General features: G+C 65.7%; 33 protein-coding genes and 1 pseudogene. All 34 read left to right on the top strand.

All coding sequences use genetic code 11. The annotated features are described in order from the left end of the window. Positions 1-12 precede the first annotated feature (12 nt). Positions 13-1,206, top strand: coding sequence for an elongation factor Tu (tuf, locus tag DY245_RS14105; RefSeq protein ID WP_128507212.1), 1,194 nt, complete (start codon positions 13-15; stop codon positions 1,204-1,206). Positions 1,207-1,687: 481 nt separating this feature from the next. Next, positions 1,688-1,996, top strand: coding sequence for a 30S ribosomal protein S10 (rpsJ, locus tag DY245_RS14100; RefSeq protein WP_003948644.1), 309 nt, complete (start codon positions 1,688-1,690; stop codon positions 1,994-1,996). 14 nt (positions 1,997-2,010) lie between these two features. Next, complete coding sequence (rplC, locus tag DY245_RS14095) at positions 2,011-2,655, top strand: 50S ribosomal protein L3 (protein ID WP_018090903.1); 645 nt, start codon at positions 2,011-2,013, stop codon at positions 2,653-2,655. Between the two features lie 8 nt (positions 2,656-2,663). Then, positions 2,664-3,314, top strand: a complete 651-nt coding sequence (gene rplD, locus DY245_RS14090) for a 50S ribosomal protein L4 (protein ID WP_128507210.1) — start codon at positions 2,664-2,666, stop codon at positions 3,312-3,314. After that, positions 3,314-3,637 (top strand): 50S ribosomal protein L23, encoded by a 324-nt coding sequence (rplW, locus tag DY245_RS14085; protein WP_128507208.1) that lies wholly within the window; start codon positions 3,314-3,316, stop codon positions 3,635-3,637. The genes rplD and rplW overlap by 1 nt, the downstream gene beginning before the upstream one ends. Positions 3,638-3,676: 39 nt before the next feature. Further along, positions 3,677-4,513, top strand: a complete 837-nt coding sequence (rplB, locus tag DY245_RS14080) for a 50S ribosomal protein L2 (protein WP_128507206.1) — start codon at positions 3,677-3,679, stop codon at positions 4,511-4,513. A 12-nt stretch (positions 4,514-4,525) separates the two neighbouring features. After that, a complete protein-coding gene (rpsS, locus tag DY245_RS14075; RefSeq protein WP_018090899.1) occupies positions 4,526-4,807 on the top strand; it encodes a 30S ribosomal protein S19 in 282 nt (93 codons plus the stop codon). Positions 4,808-4,851: 44 nt separating this feature from the next. After that, on the top strand, positions 4,852-5,199 hold the full coding sequence (rplV, locus tag DY245_RS14070) for a 50S ribosomal protein L22 (RefSeq protein WP_128507281.1): 348 nt from the start codon (positions 4,852-4,854) through the stop codon (positions 5,197-5,199). Continuing rightward, positions 5,199-6,023, top strand: coding sequence for a 30S ribosomal protein S3 (gene rpsC, locus DY245_RS14065; protein WP_128507204.1), 825 nt, complete (start codon positions 5,199-5,201; stop codon positions 6,021-6,023). The genes rplV and rpsC overlap by 1 nt, the downstream gene beginning before the upstream one ends. Positions 6,024-6,028: 5 nt before the next feature. Then, positions 6,029-6,448 carry a 50S ribosomal protein L16 gene (rplP, locus tag DY245_RS14060; RefSeq protein ID WP_006604880.1) on the top strand — a complete coding sequence of 140 codons (420 nt, stop codon included), beginning with the start codon at positions 6,029-6,031 and terminating at the stop codon, positions 6,446-6,448. Further along, positions 6,448-6,672, top strand: coding sequence for a 50S ribosomal protein L29 (rpmC, locus tag DY245_RS14055; protein WP_030062893.1), 225 nt, complete (start codon positions 6,448-6,450; stop codon positions 6,670-6,672). Before rplP ends, rpmC begins: the two co-directional genes overlap by 1 nt. Next, positions 6,672-6,953 (top strand): 30S ribosomal protein S17, encoded by a 282-nt coding sequence (rpsQ, locus tag DY245_RS14050; protein ID WP_006604882.1) that lies wholly within the window; start codon positions 6,672-6,674, stop codon positions 6,951-6,953. Before rpmC ends, rpsQ begins: the two co-directional genes overlap by 1 nt. Before the next feature lie 107 nt (positions 6,954-7,060). Further along, positions 7,061-7,429 (top strand): 50S ribosomal protein L14, encoded by a 369-nt coding sequence (rplN, locus tag DY245_RS14045; RefSeq protein ID WP_003998823.1) that lies wholly within the window; start codon positions 7,061-7,063, stop codon positions 7,427-7,429. A 3-nt stretch (positions 7,430-7,432) separates the two neighbouring features. Next, positions 7,433-7,756 (top strand): 50S ribosomal protein L24, encoded by a 324-nt coding sequence (gene rplX / locus DY245_RS14040; protein WP_006604883.1) that lies wholly within the window; start codon positions 7,433-7,435, stop codon positions 7,754-7,756. Beyond that, positions 7,756-8,316, top strand: a complete 561-nt coding sequence (gene rplE, locus DY245_RS14035) for a 50S ribosomal protein L5 (protein WP_033269703.1) — start codon at positions 7,756-7,758, stop codon at positions 8,314-8,316. Before rplX ends, rplE begins: the two co-directional genes overlap by 1 nt. A gap of 2 nt (positions 8,317-8,318) precedes the next feature. Then, positions 8,319-8,504 (top strand): type Z 30S ribosomal protein S14, encoded by a 186-nt coding sequence (locus tag DY245_RS14030; RefSeq protein WP_004571834.1) that lies wholly within the window; start codon positions 8,319-8,321, stop codon positions 8,502-8,504. Positions 8,505-8,742: 238 nt separating this feature from the next. Then, positions 8,743-9,141: a 30S ribosomal protein S8 gene (gene rpsH, locus DY245_RS14020; RefSeq protein WP_006604885.1), complete on the top strand. Its 399-nt coding sequence runs from the start codon at positions 8,743-8,745 to the stop codon at positions 9,139-9,141. Positions 9,142-9,163: 22 nt separating this feature from the next. Then, positions 9,164-9,703, top strand: coding sequence for a 50S ribosomal protein L6 (rplF, locus tag DY245_RS14015; protein ID WP_128507200.1), 540 nt, complete (start codon positions 9,164-9,166; stop codon positions 9,701-9,703). 3 nt (positions 9,704-9,706) lie between these two features. Next, positions 9,707-10,090 (top strand): 50S ribosomal protein L18, encoded by a 384-nt coding sequence (rplR, locus tag DY245_RS14010; RefSeq protein WP_128507198.1) that lies wholly within the window; start codon positions 9,707-9,709, stop codon positions 10,088-10,090. Between the two features lie 46 nt (positions 10,091-10,136). Continuing rightward, positions 10,137-10,739 carry a 30S ribosomal protein S5 gene (rpsE, locus tag DY245_RS14005; RefSeq protein WP_006604888.1) on the top strand — a complete coding sequence of 201 codons (603 nt, stop codon included), beginning with the start codon at positions 10,137-10,139 and terminating at the stop codon, positions 10,737-10,739. Beyond that, entirely contained in the window at positions 10,739-10,921 is a 183-nt protein-coding gene (gene rpmD / locus DY245_RS14000; RefSeq protein WP_006604889.1) for a 50S ribosomal protein L30, read from the top strand. The genes rpsE and rpmD overlap by 1 nt, the downstream gene beginning before the upstream one ends. Before the next feature lies 1 nt (position 10,922). After that, on the top strand, positions 10,923-11,378 hold the full coding sequence (gene rplO / locus DY245_RS13995) for a 50S ribosomal protein L15 (protein WP_128507195.1): 456 nt from the start codon (positions 10,923-10,925) through the stop codon (positions 11,376-11,378). Between the two features lie 229 nt (positions 11,379-11,607). Beyond that, positions 11,608-11,808: pseudogene (locus tag DY245_RS46255) on the top strand (preprotein translocase subunit SecY); the annotation flags it as partial. 1 nt (position 11,809) lies between these two features. Then, the coding region (gene secY / locus DY245_RS13990; RefSeq protein ID WP_244943035.1) for a preprotein translocase subunit SecY at positions 11,810-12,967 on the top strand (1,158 nt) is incomplete at its 5' end. Continuing rightward, entirely contained in the window at positions 12,967-13,620 is a 654-nt protein-coding gene (locus DY245_RS13985; protein ID WP_128507193.1) for an adenylate kinase, read from the top strand. The genes secY and DY245_RS13985, both read left to right, overlap by 1 nt. 180 nt (positions 13,621-13,800) lie before the next feature. Next, complete coding sequence (gene map, locus DY245_RS13980) at positions 13,801-14,637, top strand: type I methionyl aminopeptidase (protein WP_128507191.1); 837 nt, start codon at positions 13,801-13,803, stop codon at positions 14,635-14,637. Positions 14,638-14,804: 167 nt separating this feature from the next. Beyond that, a complete protein-coding gene (gene infA, locus DY245_RS13975) occupies positions 14,805-15,026 on the top strand; it encodes a translation initiation factor IF-1 (RefSeq protein WP_003956442.1) in 222 nt (73 codons plus the stop codon). Between the two features lie 62 nt (positions 15,027-15,088). Next, positions 15,089-15,202, top strand: a complete 114-nt coding sequence (gene rpmJ / locus DY245_RS13970) for a 50S ribosomal protein L36 (protein WP_003956441.1) — start codon at positions 15,089-15,091, stop codon at positions 15,200-15,202. A 193-nt stretch (positions 15,203-15,395) separates the two neighbouring features. Beyond that, a complete protein-coding gene (rpsM, locus tag DY245_RS13965; RefSeq protein ID WP_018090888.1) occupies positions 15,396-15,776 on the top strand; it encodes a 30S ribosomal protein S13 in 381 nt (126 codons plus the stop codon). A 64-nt stretch (positions 15,777-15,840) separates the two neighbouring features. Next, positions 15,841-16,245, top strand: coding sequence for a 30S ribosomal protein S11 (rpsK, locus tag DY245_RS13960; protein WP_004571845.1), 405 nt, complete (start codon positions 15,841-15,843; stop codon positions 16,243-16,245). Between the two features lie 26 nt (positions 16,246-16,271). Next, entirely contained in the window at positions 16,272-16,898 is a 627-nt protein-coding gene (rpsD, locus tag DY245_RS13955; RefSeq protein ID WP_128507189.1) for a 30S ribosomal protein S4, read from the top strand. A 110-nt stretch (positions 16,899-17,008) separates the two neighbouring features. Beyond that, a complete protein-coding gene (locus tag DY245_RS13950) occupies positions 17,009-18,031 on the top strand; it encodes a DNA-directed RNA polymerase subunit alpha (protein ID WP_023587013.1) in 1,023 nt (340 codons plus the stop codon). Positions 18,032-18,216: 185 nt separating this feature from the next. Further along, positions 18,217-18,708: a 50S ribosomal protein L17 gene (rplQ, locus tag DY245_RS13945; RefSeq protein WP_128507187.1), complete on the top strand. Its 492-nt coding sequence runs from the start codon at positions 18,217-18,219 to the stop codon at positions 18,706-18,708. A 99-nt stretch (positions 18,709-18,807) separates the two neighbouring features. After that, entirely contained in the window at positions 18,808-19,674 is an 867-nt protein-coding gene (gene truA / locus DY245_RS13940) for a tRNA pseudouridine(38-40) synthase TruA (RefSeq protein ID WP_128507185.1), read from the top strand. The last annotated feature ends 3 nt before the right edge of the window (positions 19,675-19,677 follow it).

Genomic DNA, 19,677 nt, shown 5'->3' with positions numbered 1-19,677 from the left:
AGGAGGACCCCAGTGGCGAAGGCGAAGTTCGAGCGGACTAAGCCGCACGTCAACATCGGCACCATCGGTCACATTGACCACGGTAAGACGACCCTCACGGCCGCCATTACCAAGGTGCTGCACGACGCGTTCCCGGACCTGAACGAGGCCTCGGCCTTCGACCAGATCGACAAGGCGCCCGAGGAGCGCCAGCGCGGTATCACCATCTCCATCGCGCACGTCGAGTACCAGACCGAGTCGCGTCACTACGCGCACGTTGACTGCCCCGGTCACGCGGACTACATCAAGAACATGATCACCGGTGCCGCCCAGATGGACGGCGCGATCCTCGTGGTCGCCGCGACCGATGGTCCGATGCCGCAGACCAAGGAGCACGTGCTCCTGGCCCGCCAGGTCGGCGTGCCGTACATCGTTGTCGCGCTGAACAAGGCCGACATGGTGGACGACGAGGAGATCCTGGAGCTCGTCGAGCTCGAGGTCCGTGAGCTCCTCTCCGAGTACGAGTTCCCCGGCGACGACGTCCCGGTCGTCAAGGTCTCGGCGCTCAAGGCGCTCGAGGGCGACGCCGAGTGGGGCAAGTCCGTCCTCGACCTGATGAAGGCCGTCGACGAGTCGATCCCGCAGCCCGAGCGCGACGTCGACAAGCCGTTCCTGATGCCGATCGAGGACGTCTTCACGATCACCGGCCGTGGCACCGTTGTCACCGGTCGTATCGAGCGTGGTGTCCTCAAGGTCAACGAGACCGTCGACATCATCGGCATCAAGACCGAGAAGACCACCACCACGGTCACCGGCATCGAGATGTTCCGCAAGCTCCTCGACGAGGGCCAGGCCGGTGAGAACGTCGGTCTGCTCCTCCGTGGCATCAAGCGCGAGGACGTCGAGCGCGGCCAGGTCATCATCAAGCCGGGCTCGGTCACGCCGCACACCTCGTTCGAGGCTCAGGCGTACATCCTGTCGAAGGACGAGGGTGGCCGTCACACCCCGTTCTTCAACAACTACCGCCCGCAGTTCTACTTCCGTACCACGGACGTGACCGGCGTCGTGACCCTCCCCGAGGGCACCGAGATGGTCATGCCGGGCGACAACACCGAGATGACGGTCGAGCTGATCCAGCCGGTCGCCATGGAGGAGGGCCTGAAGTTCGCCATCCGTGAGGGTGGCCGGACCGTCGGCGCCGGCCAGGTCACCAAGATCAACAAGTAATTGTTGATCGGGGAGACCCGGTAAAGCTCCCGGTCTTCGGACCGGGAGTCCGGGGGGAGAGCCCCCGGGAATGAACGGCAGGGAGCCCCGTCCGCCATCAGGTGGGCGGGGCTCCTTGACAGTTGGGCTCCGATTGGCCTTACGCGTCCCACGTGTGGCACACTGTCCAGGTTGCTCGGTTGAGTGCCGATGCTGCGCGCCTCTCGCCGGGAGGACTGGAAGCGAGTCCCAGGTATTCGTCGTCCCTTCTCAGGGCCGGAAATACGGGAATCTTCCGGGAAGCGTCAGCGGGGTGCCTCGGCCAGGCGCCCGGTGGGTGTTCTTCCCCCACTATCTCCTTCTTGAAGGATCTCCCTTGCGGAGATTTACGGGAAGGGGTGCGACACGCCCGACCGCGTGGGTCGGAGAAGAGCGGCGCTTCCGACGAAGCGCAGCGCACCGGGTCCCAGAGCGTTACGAGAGACAGGACTACGAAGTAGCCATGGCGGGACAGAAGATCCGCATCCGGCTCAAGGCCTACGACCACGAGGTCATCGACTCTTCGGCGAAGAAGATCGTCGAGACGGTGACCCGTACTGGTGCGTCGGTCGCGGGCCCGGTGCCGCTGCCCACTGAGAAGAACGTGTACTGCGTCATCAAGTCGCCGCACAAGTACAAGGACTCGCGCGAGCACTTCGAGATGCGCACGCACAAGCGCTTGATCGACATCCTCGACCCGACGCCCAAGACCGTTGACTCGCTGATGCGCCTGGACCTTCCGGCCGGCGTTGACATCGAGATCAAGCTCTGAGAGGCGCGGAACAGATGGCTAAGCAGATCAAGGGCATCCTGGGCGAGAAGCTCGGCATGACCCAGGTCTGGGACGAGAACAACCGTGTCGTCCCGGTGACCGTGGTGAAGGCCGGCCCCTGCGTCGTTACCCAGGTGCGCACCAATGACCAGGACGGTTACGACTCCGTCCAGATCGCCTTCGGCGAGATCGACCCGCGCAAGGTGAACAAGCCCCTCAAGGGCCACTTCGCGAAGGCCGACGTCACCCCCCGTCGTCACCTCGTCGAGGTCCGTACCACCGACGCCGGTGAGTACACCCTCGGCCAGGAGCTGACCGCTGAGACCTTCGAGTCCGGCGTCAAGGTGGACGTGACCGGCAAGAGCAAGGGCAAGGGCTTCGCCGGCGTCATGAAGCGTCACGGCTTCCACGGCGGCAAGGCGTCCCACGGTGCCCACCGCGTGCACCGTAAGCCTGGCTCCATCGGTGGCTGCGCCACCCCGGGCCGCGTGTTCAAGGGCATGCGGATGGCCGGCCGTATGGGCAATGAGCGGGTCACCACCCAGAACCTGACCGTCCATGCCGTTGACGCGGAGAAGGGTCTGCTGCTCATCAAGGGCGCAGTTCCTGGTCCGAACGGCGGCCTCGTCCTGGTCCGTACCGCGGCCAAGGGGGCCTGAGGTAACCGATGAGCACCATTGACATCCTTTCGCCGGCAGGCGACAAGGCCGGGACCGTCGAGCTCCCCACGGAGATCTTCGACGCCAAGGTCAGCGTTCCGCTGATCCACCAGGTCGTTGTCGCACAGCTGGCCGCTGCCCGTCAGGGCACGCACAAGACCAAGACTCGCGGCGAGGTCCGCGGCGGTGGCAGGAAGCCTTACCGCCAGAAGGGCACCGGCCGCGCGCGCCAGGGTTCGACCCGTGCGCCGCAGTTCGCCGGCGGTGGCGTCGTCCACGGCCCCGTGCCGCGTGACTACTCGCAGCGGACCCCGAAGAAGATGAAGGTTGCCGCTCTGCGCGGTGCCCTCACCGACCGGGCCCGCAACAGCCGCATCCACGTCGTTTCCGGCGTGGTCGAGGGCGCGATCTCCACCAAGGCCGCCAAGGACCTCCTCGGCAAGGTCAGCGAGCGCAAGAACGTGCTCCTGGTCGCCGAGCGTAGCGACGAGGCCGCGTGGCTGTCCGCCCGCAACCTGCCCCAGGTTCACATCCTGGAGCCGGGCCAGCTGAACACGTACGACGTGCTCGTCTCCGACGACGTGGTCTTCACCAAGGCCGCTTTCGAGTCCTTCGTGTCTGGCCCCAAGGCCGCTGAGACCGAAGGGAGCGACGCCTGATGACTGAGGCCGTCGTCACCAGCAAGACCTTCTCGGACCCGCGCGACATTCTCGTCAAGCCGGTTGTCTCGGAGAAGAGCTACGCCCTGCTGGACGAGAACAAGTACACGTTCATCGTCGCGCCGGGCTCGAACAAGACCCAGATCAAGCAGGCCGTCGAGGCGGTCTTCTCGGTCAAGGTCACCGGGGTCAACACGATCAACCGGCAGGGTAAGCGCAAGCGCACCAAGACCGGTTTCGGCAAGCGCTCGAACACCAAGCGCGCCATCGTGACCCTCGCCGAGGGCGACCGTATCGACATCTTCGGCGGCCCGGTCTCCTAACGGAGTCCGAGTCGTCCGGAATCGGACGAGGACTGAGAAATGGGTATCCGCAAGTACAAGCCGACGACCCCGGGCCGTCGTGGCTCCAGCGTCGCCGACTTTGTCGAGATCACGCGGTCCACGCCGGAGAAGTCGCTGGTCCGCCCGCTGCACAGCAAGGGCGGCCGTAACAACGCCGGTCGTGTGACCGTTCGCCACCAGGGCGGTGGCCACAAGCGCGCCTACCGAGTGATCGACTTCCGTCGTCACGACAAGGACGGCGTGCCGGCCAAGGTCGCGCACATCGAGTACGACCCGAACCGCACCGCGCGCATCGCGCTGCTGCACTACGCAGACGGCGAGAAGCGCTACATCATCGCGCCCCGTGGCCTGAGCCAGGGTGACCGGATTGAGAACGGCGCTGGCGCCGACATCAAGCCCGGCAACAACCTGCCGCTGCGCCACATCCCCGTGGGTACGACGATCCACGCGATCGAGCTGCGTCCGGGCGGCGGTGCGAAGTTCGCCCGCTCGGCCGGTGCCTCCGTGCAGCTGCTGGCGAGGGAGGGCTCGATGGCCCACCTTCGTATGCCGTCCGGTGAGATCCGCCTGGTCGACGTCCGCTGCCGCGCCACTGTTGGCGAGGTCGGCAACGCCGAGCAGTCGAACATCAACTGGGGTAAGGCCGGCCGTATGCGCTGGAAGGGCGTCCGCCCGACCGTGCGTGGTGTCGTGATGAACCCGGTTGACCACCCGCACGGTGGTGGTGAGGGCAAGACCTCCGGTGGTCGCCACCCGGTCTCGCCCTGGGGCCAGAAGGAGGGTCGTACTCGCTCGCCGAAGAAGGCCAGCAACAAGTACATCGTCCGCCGCCGCAAGACGAACAAGAAGCGCTAGGAGCGGGTTTAGATGCCGCGCAGTCTCAAGAAGGGGCCCTTCGTCGACGACCACCTTTCCAAGAAGGTGGACGTACAGAACGATGCAGGCACCAAGAACGTCATCAAGACCTGGTCCCGCCGCTCCATGATCGTCCCGGCCATGCTCGGCCACACGATCGCGGTGCACGATGGCCGCAAGCACGTCCCGGTGTTCGTCACCGAGTCGATGGTCGGCCACAAGCTCGGCGAGTTTGCGCCGACCCGCACCTTCCGTGGCCACGAGAAGGACGACCGCAAGTCGCGTCGTCGCTGATCGACCGGAGTGCGAAGACTATGACTGACACCGAAGGGACAACCATGGAAGCCAGGGCCCAGGCGCGGTACATCCGCGTCACGCCCATGAAGGCCCGCCGCGTGGTGGACCTTATCCGTGGCATGAATGCCACGGAGGCTCAGGCGGTCCTGCGTTTCGCCCCGCAGGCCGCGAGCGTGCCGGTGGGCAAGGTGCTGGACAGCGCCATTGCCAACGCCGCGCACAACTACGACCACACCGACGCCGGCAGCCTCGTCATCACTGAGGCATACGTCGACGAAGGCCCGACCCTGAAGCGGTTCCGTCCGCGTGCCCAGGGCCGTGCCTACCGGATCCGCAAGCGGACCAGCCACATCACCGTGGTCGTCAGCAGCAAGGAAGGAACCCGGTAATGGGCCAGAAGGTTAACCCGCACGGGTTCCGGCTCGGCATCACCACCGACTTCAAGTCGCGTTGGTACGCCGACAAGCTGTACAAGGACTACGTCAAGGAAGACGTCGCCATTCGTCGCATGATGACGAAGGGCATGGAGCGCGCCGGTATCTCCAAGGTGGAGATCGAGCGCACCCGTGAGCGCGTCCGCGTTGACATCCACACCGCTCGTCCGGGCATCGTCATCGGCCGCCGCGGCGCCGAGGCGGACCGCATCCGCGGCGAGCTGGAGAAGCTGACCGGCAAGCAGGTCCAGCTGAACATCCTCGAGGTCAAGAACCCCGAGACCGATGCTCAGCTGGTGGCCCAGGCCGTTGCCGAGCAGCTCTCGTCCCGCGTCTCCTTCCGTCGCGCCATGCGTAAGAGCATGCAGTCGACGATGAAGGCCGGCGCCAAGGGCATCAAGATCCAGTGCGGCGGTCGTCTCGGCGGCGCCGAGATGTCCCGCTCGGAGTTCTACCGTGAGGGCCGTGTGCCCCTGCACACGCTCCGTGCGAACGTCGACTACGGCTTCTTCGAGGCCAAGACCACCTTCGGCCGTATCGGCGTGAAGGTCTGGATCTACAAGGGCGACGTCAAGAACATCGCCGAGGTGCGCGCCGAGAACGCTGCCGCCCGTGCGGGTAACCGCCCGGCTCGCGGTGGCGGCAACGACCGCCCGCGTCGCGGTGGCGAGCGTGGCGGCCGTGGCGGCCGCAAGCCGCAGCAGAGCGCCGCTGCCGAGGCCCCCAAGGCCGAGGCCGCTGCCGCTGCTCCGGCGGAGACCCCCGGAACGGAGGCCTGACCGACATGCTGATCCCTCGCAGGGTCAAGCACCGCAAGCAGCACCACCCGAAGCGCAGTGGTATGGCCAAGGGTGGCACCGAGCTGGCCTTCGGTGAGTACGGAATCCAGGCCGTCACCCCGGCCTACGTGACGAACCGTCAGATCGAGTCCGCTCGTATCGCGATGACCCGTCACATCAAGCGTGGCGGCAAGGTCTGGATCAACATTTACCCGGACCGCCCGCTCACGAAGAAGCCGGCCGAAACCCGCATGGGTTCCGGTAAGGGTTCTCCGGAGTGGTGGGTCGCGAACGTCAAGCCCGGTCGGGTGATGTTCGAGCTGTCCTTCCCGAACGAGAAGGTTGCTAAGGAGGCGCTGACCCGCGCCGCCCACAAGCTTCCGATGAAGTGCCGCATCGTTCGGCGCGAGGCAGGTGAATCGTGATGTCGGCCGTTACCAAGGCGTCCGAGCTGCGCGAGCTGAACGACGAGGACCTCGTCGCCAAGCTCCGTGAGGCCAAGGAAGAACTGTTCAACCTCCGCTTCCAGGCGGCGACCGGACAGCTCGAGAACCACGGCCGGCTGAAGGCCGTCCGCAAGGACATCGCCCGGATCTACACCCTGATGCGTGAGCGCGAGCTGGGCATCGAGACGGTGGAGAGCGCCTGATGAGCGAGAAGAATGTGACTGAGACGAACGAGCGCGGTTTCCGCAAGACCCGTGAGGGTCTCGTCGTCAGCGACAAGATGGACAAGACCGTCGTCGTCGCTGTCGAGGACCGTGTCAAGCACGCGCTGTACGGCAAGGTCATCCGCCGTACCAACAAGCTCAAGGCGCACGACGAGCAGAACGCTGCCGGTGTCGGCGACCGCGTCCTCCTGATGGAGACCCGGCCGCTGTCCGCCACCAAGCGCTGGCGCATCGTCGAGATCCTCGAGAAGGCCAAGTAATCCCTCCTAGGGGGACCCCCTAGGAACAGTTCCGCCAGGCTCGGCAGGGGCTCGCCTCATCAGAGGAAAGCCCCTGCCGGGAACCGGCAGACAAACAGGAGATAGACGTGATCCAGCAGGAGTCGCGACTGCGTGTCGCCGACAACACTGGTGCGAAGGAGATCCTTTGCATCCGTGTTCTCGGTGGTTCCGGTCGCCGCTACGCGGGCATCGGTGACGTCATTGTCGCCACCGTGAAGGACGCGATCCCCGGTGGCAACGTGAAGAAGGGTGACGTCGTCAAGGCGGTCATCGTTCGCACCGTCAAGGAGCGCCGCCGTCCGGACGGCTCGTACATCCGCTTCGACGAGAACGCGGCCGTCATCCTCAAGAACGATGGCGACCCCCGCGGCACCCGCATCTTCGGCCCGGTGGGCCGGGAGCTGCGCGAGAAGAAGTTCATGAAGATCATCTCGCTCGCGCCGGAGGTGCTGTAACCGATGAAGATCAAGAAGGGCGACCTGGTCCAGGTCATCACCGGTAAGGACAAGGGCAAGCAGGGCAAGGTCATCCAGGCCTTCCCTCGCGAGGACCGCGTCCTGGTCGAGGGTGTCAACCGGGTCAAGAAGCACACCAAGGCCGGACAGACCGCTCGTGGGTCGAAGACCGGCGGCATCGTAACGACCGAGGCCCCCGTCCACGTCAGCAACGTTCAGCTGGTTGTGGAGAAGGACGGCAACAAGGTCGTTACCCGCGTCGGGTACCGCTTCGACGACGAGGGCAACAAGATCCGCGTTGCCAAGCGGACCGGTGAGGACATCTGATGACTGCCACCACCAACGCGCCGCGTCTGAAGACGCGCTACCGCGAAGAGATCGCCGGGAAGCTGAAGGACGAGTTCTCGTTCGAGAACGTCATGCAGATCCCCGGTCTGACCAAGATCGTGGTCAACATGGGTGTGGGCGACGCCGCCCGCGACTCCAAGCTGATCGAGGGCGCCATCCGCGACCTCACCACGATCACCGGCCAGAAGCCGGCCGTCACCAAGGCCCGTAAGTCCATCGCGCAGTTCAAGCTGCGTGAGGGCCAGCCGATCGGTGCCCACGTCACCCTCCGTGGTGACCGCATGTGGGAGTTCCTGGACCGCCTGCTGTCGCTCGCGCTGCCGCGCATCCGCGACTTCCGTGGTCTGTCCCCGAAGCAGTTCGACGGTCGGGGCAACTACACCTTCGGTCTCACGGAGCAGGTCATGTTCCACGAGATCGACCAGGACAAGATCGACCGGACGCGGGGCATGGACATCACCGTGGTCACCACGGCGTCCAACGACGATGAGGGCCGCGCCCTGCTTCGTCACCTCGGCTTCCCGTTCAAGGAGAACTGACCGTGGCGAAGAAGGCTCTGATCGCTAAGGCGGCTCGTAAGCCGAAGTTTGCTGTCCGCGCGTACACGCGTTGCCAGCGCTGCGGCCGTCCGCACTCCGTTTACCGCAAGTTCGGCCTGTGCCGCGTGTGCCTTCGTGAGATGGCTCACCGTGGCGAGCTGCCGGGCGTGACCAAGAGCTCCTGGTAATCCCTTAGTTGGGATGACCAGAAGCTCTCGGTAAGCATTCGGTCGGCGGGCGCCCCTCCCTTTGTCCCTTAGGGTAGAAGGGTTTGGGCGCCCCGCCGCCCGAGACCGACCGCGGGCCGAGCCCGCATAAAGTCGCTTACTACGCCGTAGGTCCCCGCACCGCACCCGTCCCGACTCTGATCGGGGAGAGGGATGGCGCACATAGGAAACCCCGGCGAGAGAGGCCGAAGGCCAATTCATGACCATGACTGACCCCATCGCAGACATGCTGACCCGTCTGCGGAACGCGAACTCGGCGTACCACGACACTGTCGTGATGCCGCACAGCAAGATCAAGTCGCACATCGCGGAGATCCTCCAGCAGGAGGGTTACATCACCGGCTGGCGCGTCGAGGACGCCGAGGTTGGCAAGAACCTCGTCCTCGAGCTGAAGTTCGGCCCGAACCGCGAGCGCTCGATCGCCGGCATCAAGCGGATCTCGAAGCCGGGCCTGCGTGTCTACGCAAAGTCCACCAACCTGCCGAAGGTCCTCGGCGGCCTGGGCGTGGCGATCATCTCCACGTCCCACGGTCTCCTGACCGGTCAGCAGGCCAGCAAGAAGGGCGTGGGTGGGGAAGTCCTCGCCTACGTCTGGTAACCAGGGAACGGAGGAATAGCTAATGTCGCGTATTGGCAAGCTGCCCATCCAGGTTCCCGCTGGTGTGGACGTCACCATCGATGGCCGCACGGTTTCGGTGAAGGGTCCCAAGGGCTCCCTTTCGCACACCGTTGCCGCTCCCATCGAGGTCGCCAAGGGTGAGGACGGCGTTATCAGCGTCACCCGCCCGAACGACGAGCGTCAGAACAAGGCCCTGCACGGCCTGTCCCGCACGCTGGTGGCGAACATGATCACCGGCGTGACCCAGGGCTACAGCAAGGCGCTCGAGATCAGCGGTGTCGGTTACCGCGTCCAGGCGAAGGGCTCCAACCTGGAGTTCGCCCTGGGCTACAGCCACCCGATCGTGATCGAGGCCCCCGAGGGGATCTCCTTCAAGGTCGAGTCCCCGACCAAGCTCAGCGTCGAGGGCATCGACAAGCAGAAGGTCGGCGAGGTGGCGGCGAACATCCGCAAGCTGCGTAAGCCTGACCCGTACAAGGCCAAGGGCGTCAAGTACGCCGGCGAGGTCATCCGCCGCAAGGTCGGAAAGGCTGGTAAGTAAGCCATGGCATACGGTGTGAAGATCGCGAAGGGTGACGCCTACAAGCGCGCCGCCATCAAGCGTCGCCACATCCGCATCCGTAAGCGGATTTCGGGTACCCCGGAGCGTCCGCGTCTGGTGGTGACGCGGTCCAACCGTGGCATCACCGCGCAGGTCATCGATGACATCGCGGGCCACACGGTGGCCTCGGCGTCGAGCCTGGACGCGTCGGTTCGTGGTGGCGAGGGCGACAAGAGCGCTCAGGCCAAGAAGGTCGGCGCCCTGGTTGCCGAGCGTGCTAAGGCCGCCGGTGTCGAGGCCGTCGTGTTCGACCGTGGTGGCAAGCAGTACGCCGGGCGGATTGCCGCTCTGGCCGACGCCGCCCGCGAAGCCGGGCTGAAGTTCTAAGCCCCGGTTCCGGAGCTAGCGGACGTAACAGAGAGAGGTAAATCCAATGGCTGGACCCCAGCGCCGCGGAAGCGGTGCCGGTGGCGGCGAGCGGCGGGACCGGAAGGGTCGCGACGGTGGCGCTGCCGCCGAGAAGACCGCGTACGTTGAGCGCGTTGTCGCGATCAACCGCGTCGCCAAGGTTGTCAAGGGTGGTCGCCGTTTCAGCTTCACCGCGCTGGTCGTGGTGGGCGACGGTGACGGCACCGTAGGTGTCGGTTACGGCAAGGCCAAGGAAGTTCCGGCTGCCATCGCCAAGGGCGTGGAAGAGGCCAAGAAGAACTTCTTCAAGGTCCCCCGTATCCAGGGCACCATTCCTCACCCCATCCAGGGCGAGAAGGCTGCGGGCGTTGTCCTGCTCAAGCCGGCTTCCCCCGGTACCGGTGTGATCGCCGGTGGCCCCGTGCGTGCCGTTCTGGAGTGCGCGGGCATCCACGACGTGCTGAGCAAGTCGCTCGGTTCGTCGAACCCGATCAACATCGTGCACGCCACGGTGACCGCGCTTCAGGGCCTTCAGCGCCCCGAGGAGATCGCGGCCCGTCGTGGCCTGCCGCTGGAGGACGTTGCTCCCGCCGCTCTGCTGCGGGCGCGTGCTGGGGTGACCGCGTAATGGCGCACCTCAAGATCACGCAGACTAAGTCCTACATCGGTAGCAAGCAGAACCACCGCGACACCCTTCGTTCGCTGGGCCTCAAGCGGCTCAACGACGTGGTTGTCAAGGAGGACCGTCCCGAGTTCCGCGGCATGGTGCACACCGTCCGCCACCTCGTGACGGTTGAGGAGGTCGACTGACATGGCGGAGAACAACCCGCTGAAGGTCCACAACCTCCGGCCCGCCCCGGGTGCCAAGACCGCCAAGACCCGTGTCGGTCGTGGTGAGGCATCCAAGGGTAAGACCGCTGGTCGTGGTACCAAGGGCACGAAGGCCCGTTACCAGGTTCCGGAGCGCTTCGAGGGCGGGCAGATGCCCCTCCACATGCGCCTCCCGAAGCTGAAGGGCTTCAAGAACCCCGCGCACAAGCAGTTCCAGGTCGTGAACCTGACCAAGCTGGCCGAGCTCTACCCGCAGGGTGGCGAGGTCACGGTGGCCGGTCTGGTTGCCAAGGGCGCGGTGCGCAAGAACGAGCTCGTCAAGGTCCTGGGCCAGGGCGAGATCTCCGTGGCGCTGCAGGTTTCGGTTGACGCCGTTTCCGGCTCCGCCAAGGAGAAGATCGCCGCTGCCGGCGGCACCGTCACCGAGCTCATCTGAGTTCGTTGGTTCAACTGACCGGGGATGCCCATTGATTGGGGCATCCCCGGTTGGTCGTTCCAAGGGGGTACGGTCGCCGGTAAGGTGGCATGGACTGTTGTTTTCCGGGGCTTCGGTCCCGGGCCCCCGCCGCGTGGACCCTGTCCACGCGGATTTTTGGCCGCTAAGTATTCGTCGATCCTCAAGACCGTCACCTCTCGCATTCAAGGCGAGGGGCGCAGGAGGCACCGTGCTCACCGCGTTCGCCCGAGCGTTCAAGACGCCCGACCTGCGCAAGAAGCTGCTGTTCACATTGGGCATCGTGGTGCTCTACCGGATCGGTGCGCACGTCCCGGTCCCCGGGGTGAACTACGCGAACGTCGAGACCTGCATGAAGCAGGCCGGCGGCAACAGCGGGTTGTTCGCCCTGGTGAACATGTTCAGCGGTGGTNGGCAACAGCGGGTTGTTCGCCCTGGTGAACATGTTCAGCGGTGGTGCGCTGCTGCAGATCACGATCTTCGCGCTGGGGATCATGCCGTACATCACGGCGAGCATCATCCTCCAGCTGCTGACCGTGGTGATCCCCAGGCTGGAGGCCCTCAAGAAAGAGGGACAGTCCGGCCAGGCGAAGATCACCCAGTACACCCGCTATCTGACCGTGGCGCTCGCCATCCTGCAGGGCACCGGCCTGGTGGCCACCGCCCGCAGCGGTGCGCTCTTCCAGAGCTGCCCGGTCGCCAGCGAAATCGTGCCCAGCGACTCGATCTTCACCACGATCACGATGGTCATCACGATGACCGCCGGCACCGGCCTGATCATGTGGCTCGGTGAGCTCGTCACCGACCGCGGTATCGGCAACGGCATGTCGATCCTGATGTTCATCTCGATCGCCGCCGGCTTCCCGGGCGCGCTGTGGCAGATCAAGCTCACCGGCAAGCTCGCCGACGGCTGGATCGAGTTCTTCGCAGTGATCGCCGTGGGTCTGGCGATGGTCGCCCTGGTGGTCTTCGTCGAGCAGGCTCAGCGACGTATCCCGGTGCAGTACGCGAAGCGGATGATCGGGCGCCGGTCCTATGGCGGTACGTCCACTTACATCCCGCTCAAGGTGAATCAGGCGGGTGTGATTCCCGTCATCTTCGCGTCATCGCTGCTCTACATTCCAGCCCTCGTTGCACAGTTCAGCGGGTCGAAGGCGGCATGGGCGACCTGGATCGCCACCAACTTCACCAAGGGAAATCACCCGGTTTACATCGTTACGTACTTCCTGCTGATCGTGTTCTTCGCCTTCTTCTACGTCGCCATCAGCTTCAACCCCGAAGAAGTTGCCGACAACATGAAGAAGTATGGTGGCTTCATCCCGGGTATCCGGGCTGGTCGCCCGACGGCCGAGTACCTCAGCTACGTGCTCAACCGGATCACGTGGCCGGGCTCGCTGTACCTGGGGCTGATCGCGCTCGTACCAACAGTGGCGTTGGTGCTGTTCAACGCGAACCAGAACTTCCCGTTCGGCGGGACGAGCATCCTCATCATCGTGGGTGTGGGCCTGGAGACCGTGAAGCAGATCGAGAGCCAGCTTCAGCAGCGCAACTACGAAGGGTTCCTCCGCTGATGCGAATCGTCCTCGTCGGACCCCCGGGGGCCGGCAAGGGTACGCAGGCTGCGTACCTTGCCAAGAACCTCGCGATCCCGCACATCTCCACGGGGGACCTGTTCCGCGCCAACATCAGCCAGGGCACGCCCCTGGGTGTCGAGGCGAAGTCGTACATGGACGCCGGAAATCTGGTGCCCGACTCGGTCACCATCGGGATGGCCGAGGACCGCATGGAGCAGGCCGACGCCGCCGAGGGTTTCCTTCTGGACGGCTTCCCGCGGAACCTCGGCCAGGCCGAGGCGCTGGACGAGTACCTCAAGGCCAAGAACCTCACGCTGGACGCCGTCCTGGACCTGGAGGTCCCCGAGGACGAGGTCGTCAAGCGGATCGCCGGCCGGCGCATCTGTCGCAAGGACAGCAGCCACGTCTTCCACGCCGAGTACAACAAGCCGAAGACCGCGGGCGTGTGCGATGTCTGCGGCGGCGATCTGTACCAGCGTGACGACGACCGCGAGGAGACCGTCCGCAAGCGGCTGGAGGTCTACCACACGGAGACCGAGCCGATCATCGACTACTACAAGGCCCAGGATCTGGTCGTGACGATCCCGGCCCTCGGCAAGGTCGAAGAGGTCACCAAGCGCGCGATGGCCGCGCTTGAGGGCGACGCGTAACCAGCAGCTCCGTACCGGCCGCGGTGCCCCCCAGGGGTACCGCGGCCGCTGCGTATCCGGGGCGAGCCGGTCCGGGCGCGGACCGGTTACCGTAGGCAGCGACCCTCAATTGAGTAACCACAGCGGCGGTCAGCCACCTCCGCGAGAGCGGCGGCGGTTCAGTCGCAAAGGAAGGCCGTAATGGTGGAGATCAAGACCCCCGAGCAGATCGCGAAGATGCGCGAGGCGGGGCTGGTGGTCGCCGCCATCCACGCGGCGACCCGGAAGGTCGCGGTGCCGGGCGCCACGACCAAGGACCTGGACGACGCGGCGCGCAAGGTGCTCGCGGAGCACGGCGCGAAGTCGAACTTCCTCGGTTACGGCGGCTTCCCCGCGACGATCTGCACCTCGGTCAACGATGTCGTGGTCCACGGCATCCCCTCCACCGACACGGTGCTGCAGGACGGCGACATCATCTCCATCGACTGCGGCGCGATCATCGACGGCTGGCACGGCGACGCCGCGTACACCGCCTTCGTCGGCTCCGGTCACTCGGCGGAACTGGTCGAGCTGAGCCGGGTCACCGAGGAGTCCATGTGGGCCGGTATCGCGGCGGTCGCCAAGGGCAACCGCCTGGTGGACATCTCCAAGGCGATCGAGGGCTACATCCGGCGCCAGCCCCGTCCCTCCAGCGGTAAGTACGGCATCGTCGAGGACTACGGCGGCCATGGCATCGGCTCGCAGATGCACATGGACCCGCATCTGCTGAACTACGTCGACCGCAAGCGCGGCCGCGGCCCCAAGCTGGTGCCCGGCTTCTGCATCGCGATCGAGCCGATGGTCAATCTCGGCACGGCCAAGACGCACGTCCTCGACGACGACTGGACGGTCAAGTCGAACGACGGCAGCTGGTCCTCGCACTGGGAGCACTCGGTCGCGCTGACCGAGGACGGCCCGCTGGTGCTGACCGCGCCGGACGGCGGCAAGGCCAAGCTGGCCGAGCTGGGCATCACGGCGGCTCCCGACCCCATCGCCTGAGCCGGGCCAGGGCGTAAGGATCACGTCCGGTGGGCAATAATCCAGGATTCGTCTTTTCCTAGGCCCTGACGTAGACTGACGCGTCGGCTCTCGTGCATCCGTATGCCCTCTTGGTTGAGGGTTGGTGCGGGATAGTCGATCAAGGTAGCCGATTCGAAGGGCGAAGCGTGGCCAAGAAGCAAGGTGCCATCGAAATCGAGGGCACCGTGATCGAGTCCCTCCCGAACGCCATGTTCAAGGTGGAGCTCCAGAACGGTCACAAGGTCCTCGCGCACATCAGCGGCAAGATGCGGATGCACTACATCCGTATCCTCCCGGATGACCGGGTCGTGGTGGAGCTGTCTCCGTACGACCTGACGCGTGGCCGGATCGTCTACCGCTACAAGTAGATCTTGTCGCCGCCCCGCTCTCCCGTGGGGTGACGGCACTGACCCGGAGAACCTCACATCCCATGAAGGTCAAGCCGAGCGTCAAGAAGATCTGCGACAAGTGCAAGGTGATCCGCCGCCACGGCCGGGTCATGGTCATCTGCGACAACCTGCGCCACAAGCAGCGCCAGGGCTGACGTACGACCACCTGCATTTCGCAGTTCGCGCGACGCAAGCACATACGTACATACGCAGTCACCCGACCCCCGCATCTGTCGCGTGGGGACGACACCCTCGGCTCGGAGGCCGGGGACCCGGCTCGTAATTCTTCAGAGTCTTACGGGAACGGTGCTGCGGAAGACCTCCGAATAGCCATCAGGAGCCACATCAATGGCACGCCTCGCAGGCGTTGATCTCCCGCGCGAAAAGCGTGTGGAGGTCGCCCTCACCTACGTCTTCGGTATCGGGCGGACGCTGTCGCAGCAGACTCTCGCCGCCACCGGCGTGAACCCGAACACCCGTGTTCGCGACCTGGCCGAGGAAGACCTCGTCAAGATCCGCGAGTACGTGGACAACAACCTCAAGACCGAGGGTGACCTCCGTCGCGAGATCCAGGCCGACATCCGCCGCAAGGTCGAGATCGGCTGCTACCAGGGTCTGCGTCACCGCCGCGGTCTGCCGGTGCACGGTCAGCGCACCAGCACGAACGCCCGTACCCGCAAGGGTCCGCGTCGCGCGATCGCCGGCAAGAAGAAGCCGGGCAAGAAGTAGTCCTCAGCAGGACGCTTATCAGCGGTCTTCGCTGTAGGACCGACCACCTCCACGGGAGAAATACATGCCTCCGAAGGGCCGTACGGCCGGCGCCAAGAAGGTGCGCCGCAAGGAGAAGAAGAACGTTGCCCACGGGCACGCTCACATCAAGAGCACGTTCAACAACACGATCGTTTCGATCACCGACCCCACGGGCAACGTGATCTCTTGGGCCTCTGCCGGCCATGTCGGCTTCAAGGGCTCGCGCAAGTCCACCCCCTTCGCCGCGCAGATGGCCGCCGAGTCGGCCGCGCGTCGCGCGCAGGAGCACGGCATGCGCAAGGTCGACGTCTTCGTCAAGGGTCCCGGCTCCGGCCGTGAGACCGCGATCCGCTCCCTCCAGGCCACCGGCCTTGAGGTGGGTTCGATCCAGGACGTCACCCCCACCCCGCACAACGGATGCCGCCCGCCCAAGCGCCGCCGCGTCTGACCAGCTGAAGTAGGAGACAAGACAATATGGCGCGTTACACCGGGGCCGACTGCAAGCGTTGCCGTCGGGAGAAGCAGAAGCTGTTCCTCAAGGGCAGCAAGTGCGAGAGCGCAAAGTGCCCGATCGAGATCCGTCCTTACCCCCCGGGTGAGCACGGTCGCGGGCGCACCAAGGACAGCGAGTACCTGCTCCAGCTTCGTGAGAAGCAGAAGTGCAGCCGTATCTACGGTGTCCTTGAGAAGCAGTTCGTGAACTACTACAAGGAAGCGAACCAGAAGTCCGGCAAGACCGGTGAGAACCTTCTGCGCATCCTTGAGACCCGCCTCGACAACGTGGTGTACCGGGCCGGCTTCGCCAAGTCCCGTGACCACGCCCGTCAGCTGGTCCGTCACGGACACATCAACGTGAACGGCCGCAAGACCGACATCCCGTCGGCCCGCGTCGCCGTGAACGACATCGTCGAGGTCCGCGAGGGCTCTCGGAACCTGACCCCCTTCGAGGTGGCCAAGGCCGAGGCCGGCGAGAAGACCGTTCCGGCCTGGCTGGAAGCGATCCCCTCGAACCTCCGGATCCTCGTGCACAGCCTGCCCGAGCGCCAGGTGATCGACACCCAGGTGCAGGAGCAGCTGATCGTTGAGCTCTACTCCAAGTAAGAGCTCAGTGGTCCGGGCGGTACGGAGCCATTGGCGCCGTACCGCCCGTACCCTTTGAAGTACAGCGGGCGTCAAATAGCGGGCGCCCACGACTGAAGGATCGAAACAACATGCTGATTGCTCAGCGTCCCTCGCTGACCGAAGAGGTCGTCGACGAATACCGCTCGCGGTTCGTGATCGAGCCGCTGGAGCCGGGCTTCGGCTACACCCTCGGCAACTCCCTGCGTCGCACCCTCCTCTCCTCGATTCCGGGTGCGGCGGTCACGTCCATCCGTATCGACGGTGTCCTGCACGAGTTCACCACCGTGCCGGGCGTCAAGGAGGACGTCACCGACCTCATCCTCAACATCAAGCAGCTGGTCGTCTCCTCGGAGCACGACGAGCCTGTCGTGATGTACCTGCGCAAGCAGGGCCCGGGCCTGGTGACCGCCGCCGACATCGCGCCTCCGGCCGGTGTCGAGGTGCACAACCCCGACCTGGTCCTCGCCACGCTGAACGGCAAGGGCAAGCTGGAGATGGAGCTGACCGTCGAGCGCGGTCGCGGCTATGTCTCCGCCGTCCAGAACAAGCAGGCGGGCCAGGAGATCGGCCGTATCCCGGTCGACTCCATCTACTCGCCGGTGCTCAAGGTCACCTACAAGGTCGAGGCGACCCGTGTCGAGCAGCGCACCGACTTCGACAAGCTGATCGTCGACGTCGAGACCAAGCAGGCCATGCGTCCGCGTGACGCCATGGCGTCGGCCGGTAAGACCCTGGTCGAGCTGTTCGGTCTGGCCCGCGAGCTCAACATCGACGCCGAGGGCATCGACATGGGCCCGTCCCCGACGGACGCCGCCCTGGCCGCCGACCTGGCGCTGCCGATCGAGGAGCTGGAGCTCACCGTTCGGTCGTACAACTGCCTCAAGCGTGAGGGCATCCACTCCGTGGGTGAGCTCGTCGCCCGCTCCGAGGCCGACCTGCTCGACATCCGCAACTTCGGTGCGAAGTCGATCGACGAGGTCAAGGCGAAGCTGGCCGGCATGGGCCTGGCGCTCAAGGACAGCCCGCCCGGATTCGACCCGACCGCCGCCGCGGACGCCTTTGGCGCCGATGACGACGCGGACGCGGGTTTCGTGGAGACCGAGCAGTACTGAGTTCGTCCGGCTGGGGTCCGGGAGCCATTCCCGGGCCTCAGCTGTGTTGACCACCGGCTCGGGCTTCCGGCTGGGGGTACGGGGGCTATCCCCCGGAGAATGCAGAATCTTCCGCGGGGCGGCCGCCTCGTGGGAACTGACACCGGTACCTGATACGGCCGGTGCAGCAATGAAGGAGAAACACCATGCCGAAGCCCGCCAAGGGTGCCCGTCTGGGCGGCAGCGCCGCGCACGAGCGTCTGATGCTGCGGAACCTGGCCACCGCTCTCTTCGAGCACGGTCGCATCACGACGACCGAGGCCAAGGCCCGTCGTCTGCGTCCGTACGCGGAGCGTCTGGTGACCAAGGCGAAGAAGGGCGACCTTCACAACCGCCGTCAGGTCATGCAGCTGATCTCGGACAAGAGCGTCGTCCACACGCTGTTCACCGAGATCGCCCCGCGGTTCGAGAACCGCCCGGGTGGCTACACCCGTATCACCAAGATCGGTAACCGTCGTGGCGACAACGCTCCCATGGCCGTCATCGAGCTGGTGGAGGCGCTGACCGTGGCCCAGCAGGCCACCGGTGAGGCCGAGGCCGCGACCAAGCGCGCGGTCAAGGAAGACGCCCTCAAGAAGGACGCGGCTGCTGAGGCCGAGTCCGTCGAGGCGTCGGCCGAGGAGTCGAAGGACGCCTGAGGCACTGTCTCGCTGTGAGCGGGTCCGCCCTTCGGGGCGGGCCCGCTTTCGCGTGGGCGTAGGGCGGGGCGGCTGCCGCGGCTTGAGAGGATTGCTGTTGTGAGTGATGAGGTAGAGCCCGGGTACGTCCGGGTGCGGATGGACCTGTCGTATGACGGCAAGGACTTCTCCGGGTGGGCCAAGCAGGCCGGCGGGCAGCGCACCGTTCAGGCGGAGATCGAGGACGCGCTGCGGACGGTGACGCGGTCGGGGGAGACGACCTACGAGCTGACCGTCGCCGGGCGGACCGATGCCGGGGTGCACGCCCGTGGTCAGGTGGCGCATGTCGACCTGCCGGAGAGCGTGTGGGCCGAGCATGCGGACAAGCTGCTGCGACGGCTGGCCGGGCGGTTGCCCAAGGACGTGCGGGTGTGGCGGATCGCCGAGGCGCCGTACGGGTTCAATGCGCGGTTCTCGGCGATCTGGCGGCGGTATGCGTACCGGGTGACCGATCACCACGGGGGCGTCGATCCGCTGCTGCGCGGCCATGTGCTGTGGCACGACTGGGAGCTGGACGTCGACGCCATGAACGAGGCCTCGCGGCCGCTGCTGGGGGAGCACGACTTCGCGGCGTACTGCAAGCGGCGGGAGGGCGCGACGACGATCCGTACGCTGCAGCAGCTCAGCTGGGAGCGCGGGGCGGACGGGATCATCACCGCCACGGTGAAGGCGGACGCGTTCTGTCACAACATGGTGCGGTCGCTGGTCGGCGCGATGCTGTTCGTCGGGGACGGGCACCGGCCCACGGAGTGGCCCGGGAAGGTGCTGGCGGCGGGCGTCCGGGACTCCGCGGTGCATGTCGTACGCCCGCACGGTCTGACCCTGGAAGAGGTCGGCTATCCGGCCGATGAGCTGCTGATGGCGCGCAACCAGGAGGCGCGGAACAAGCGGACCCTGCCCGGGGCCTTTGGGGGCGGCTGCTGCTGACGC

This window comes from Streptomyces inhibens, assembly GCF_003389455.1.
In the GTDB taxonomy this organism is placed as follows: Bacteria; Actinomycetota; Actinomycetes; order Streptomycetales; family Streptomycetaceae; genus Streptomyces; species Streptomyces inhibens.
This window is presented reverse-complemented; position numbering and strand designations above follow the sequence as displayed.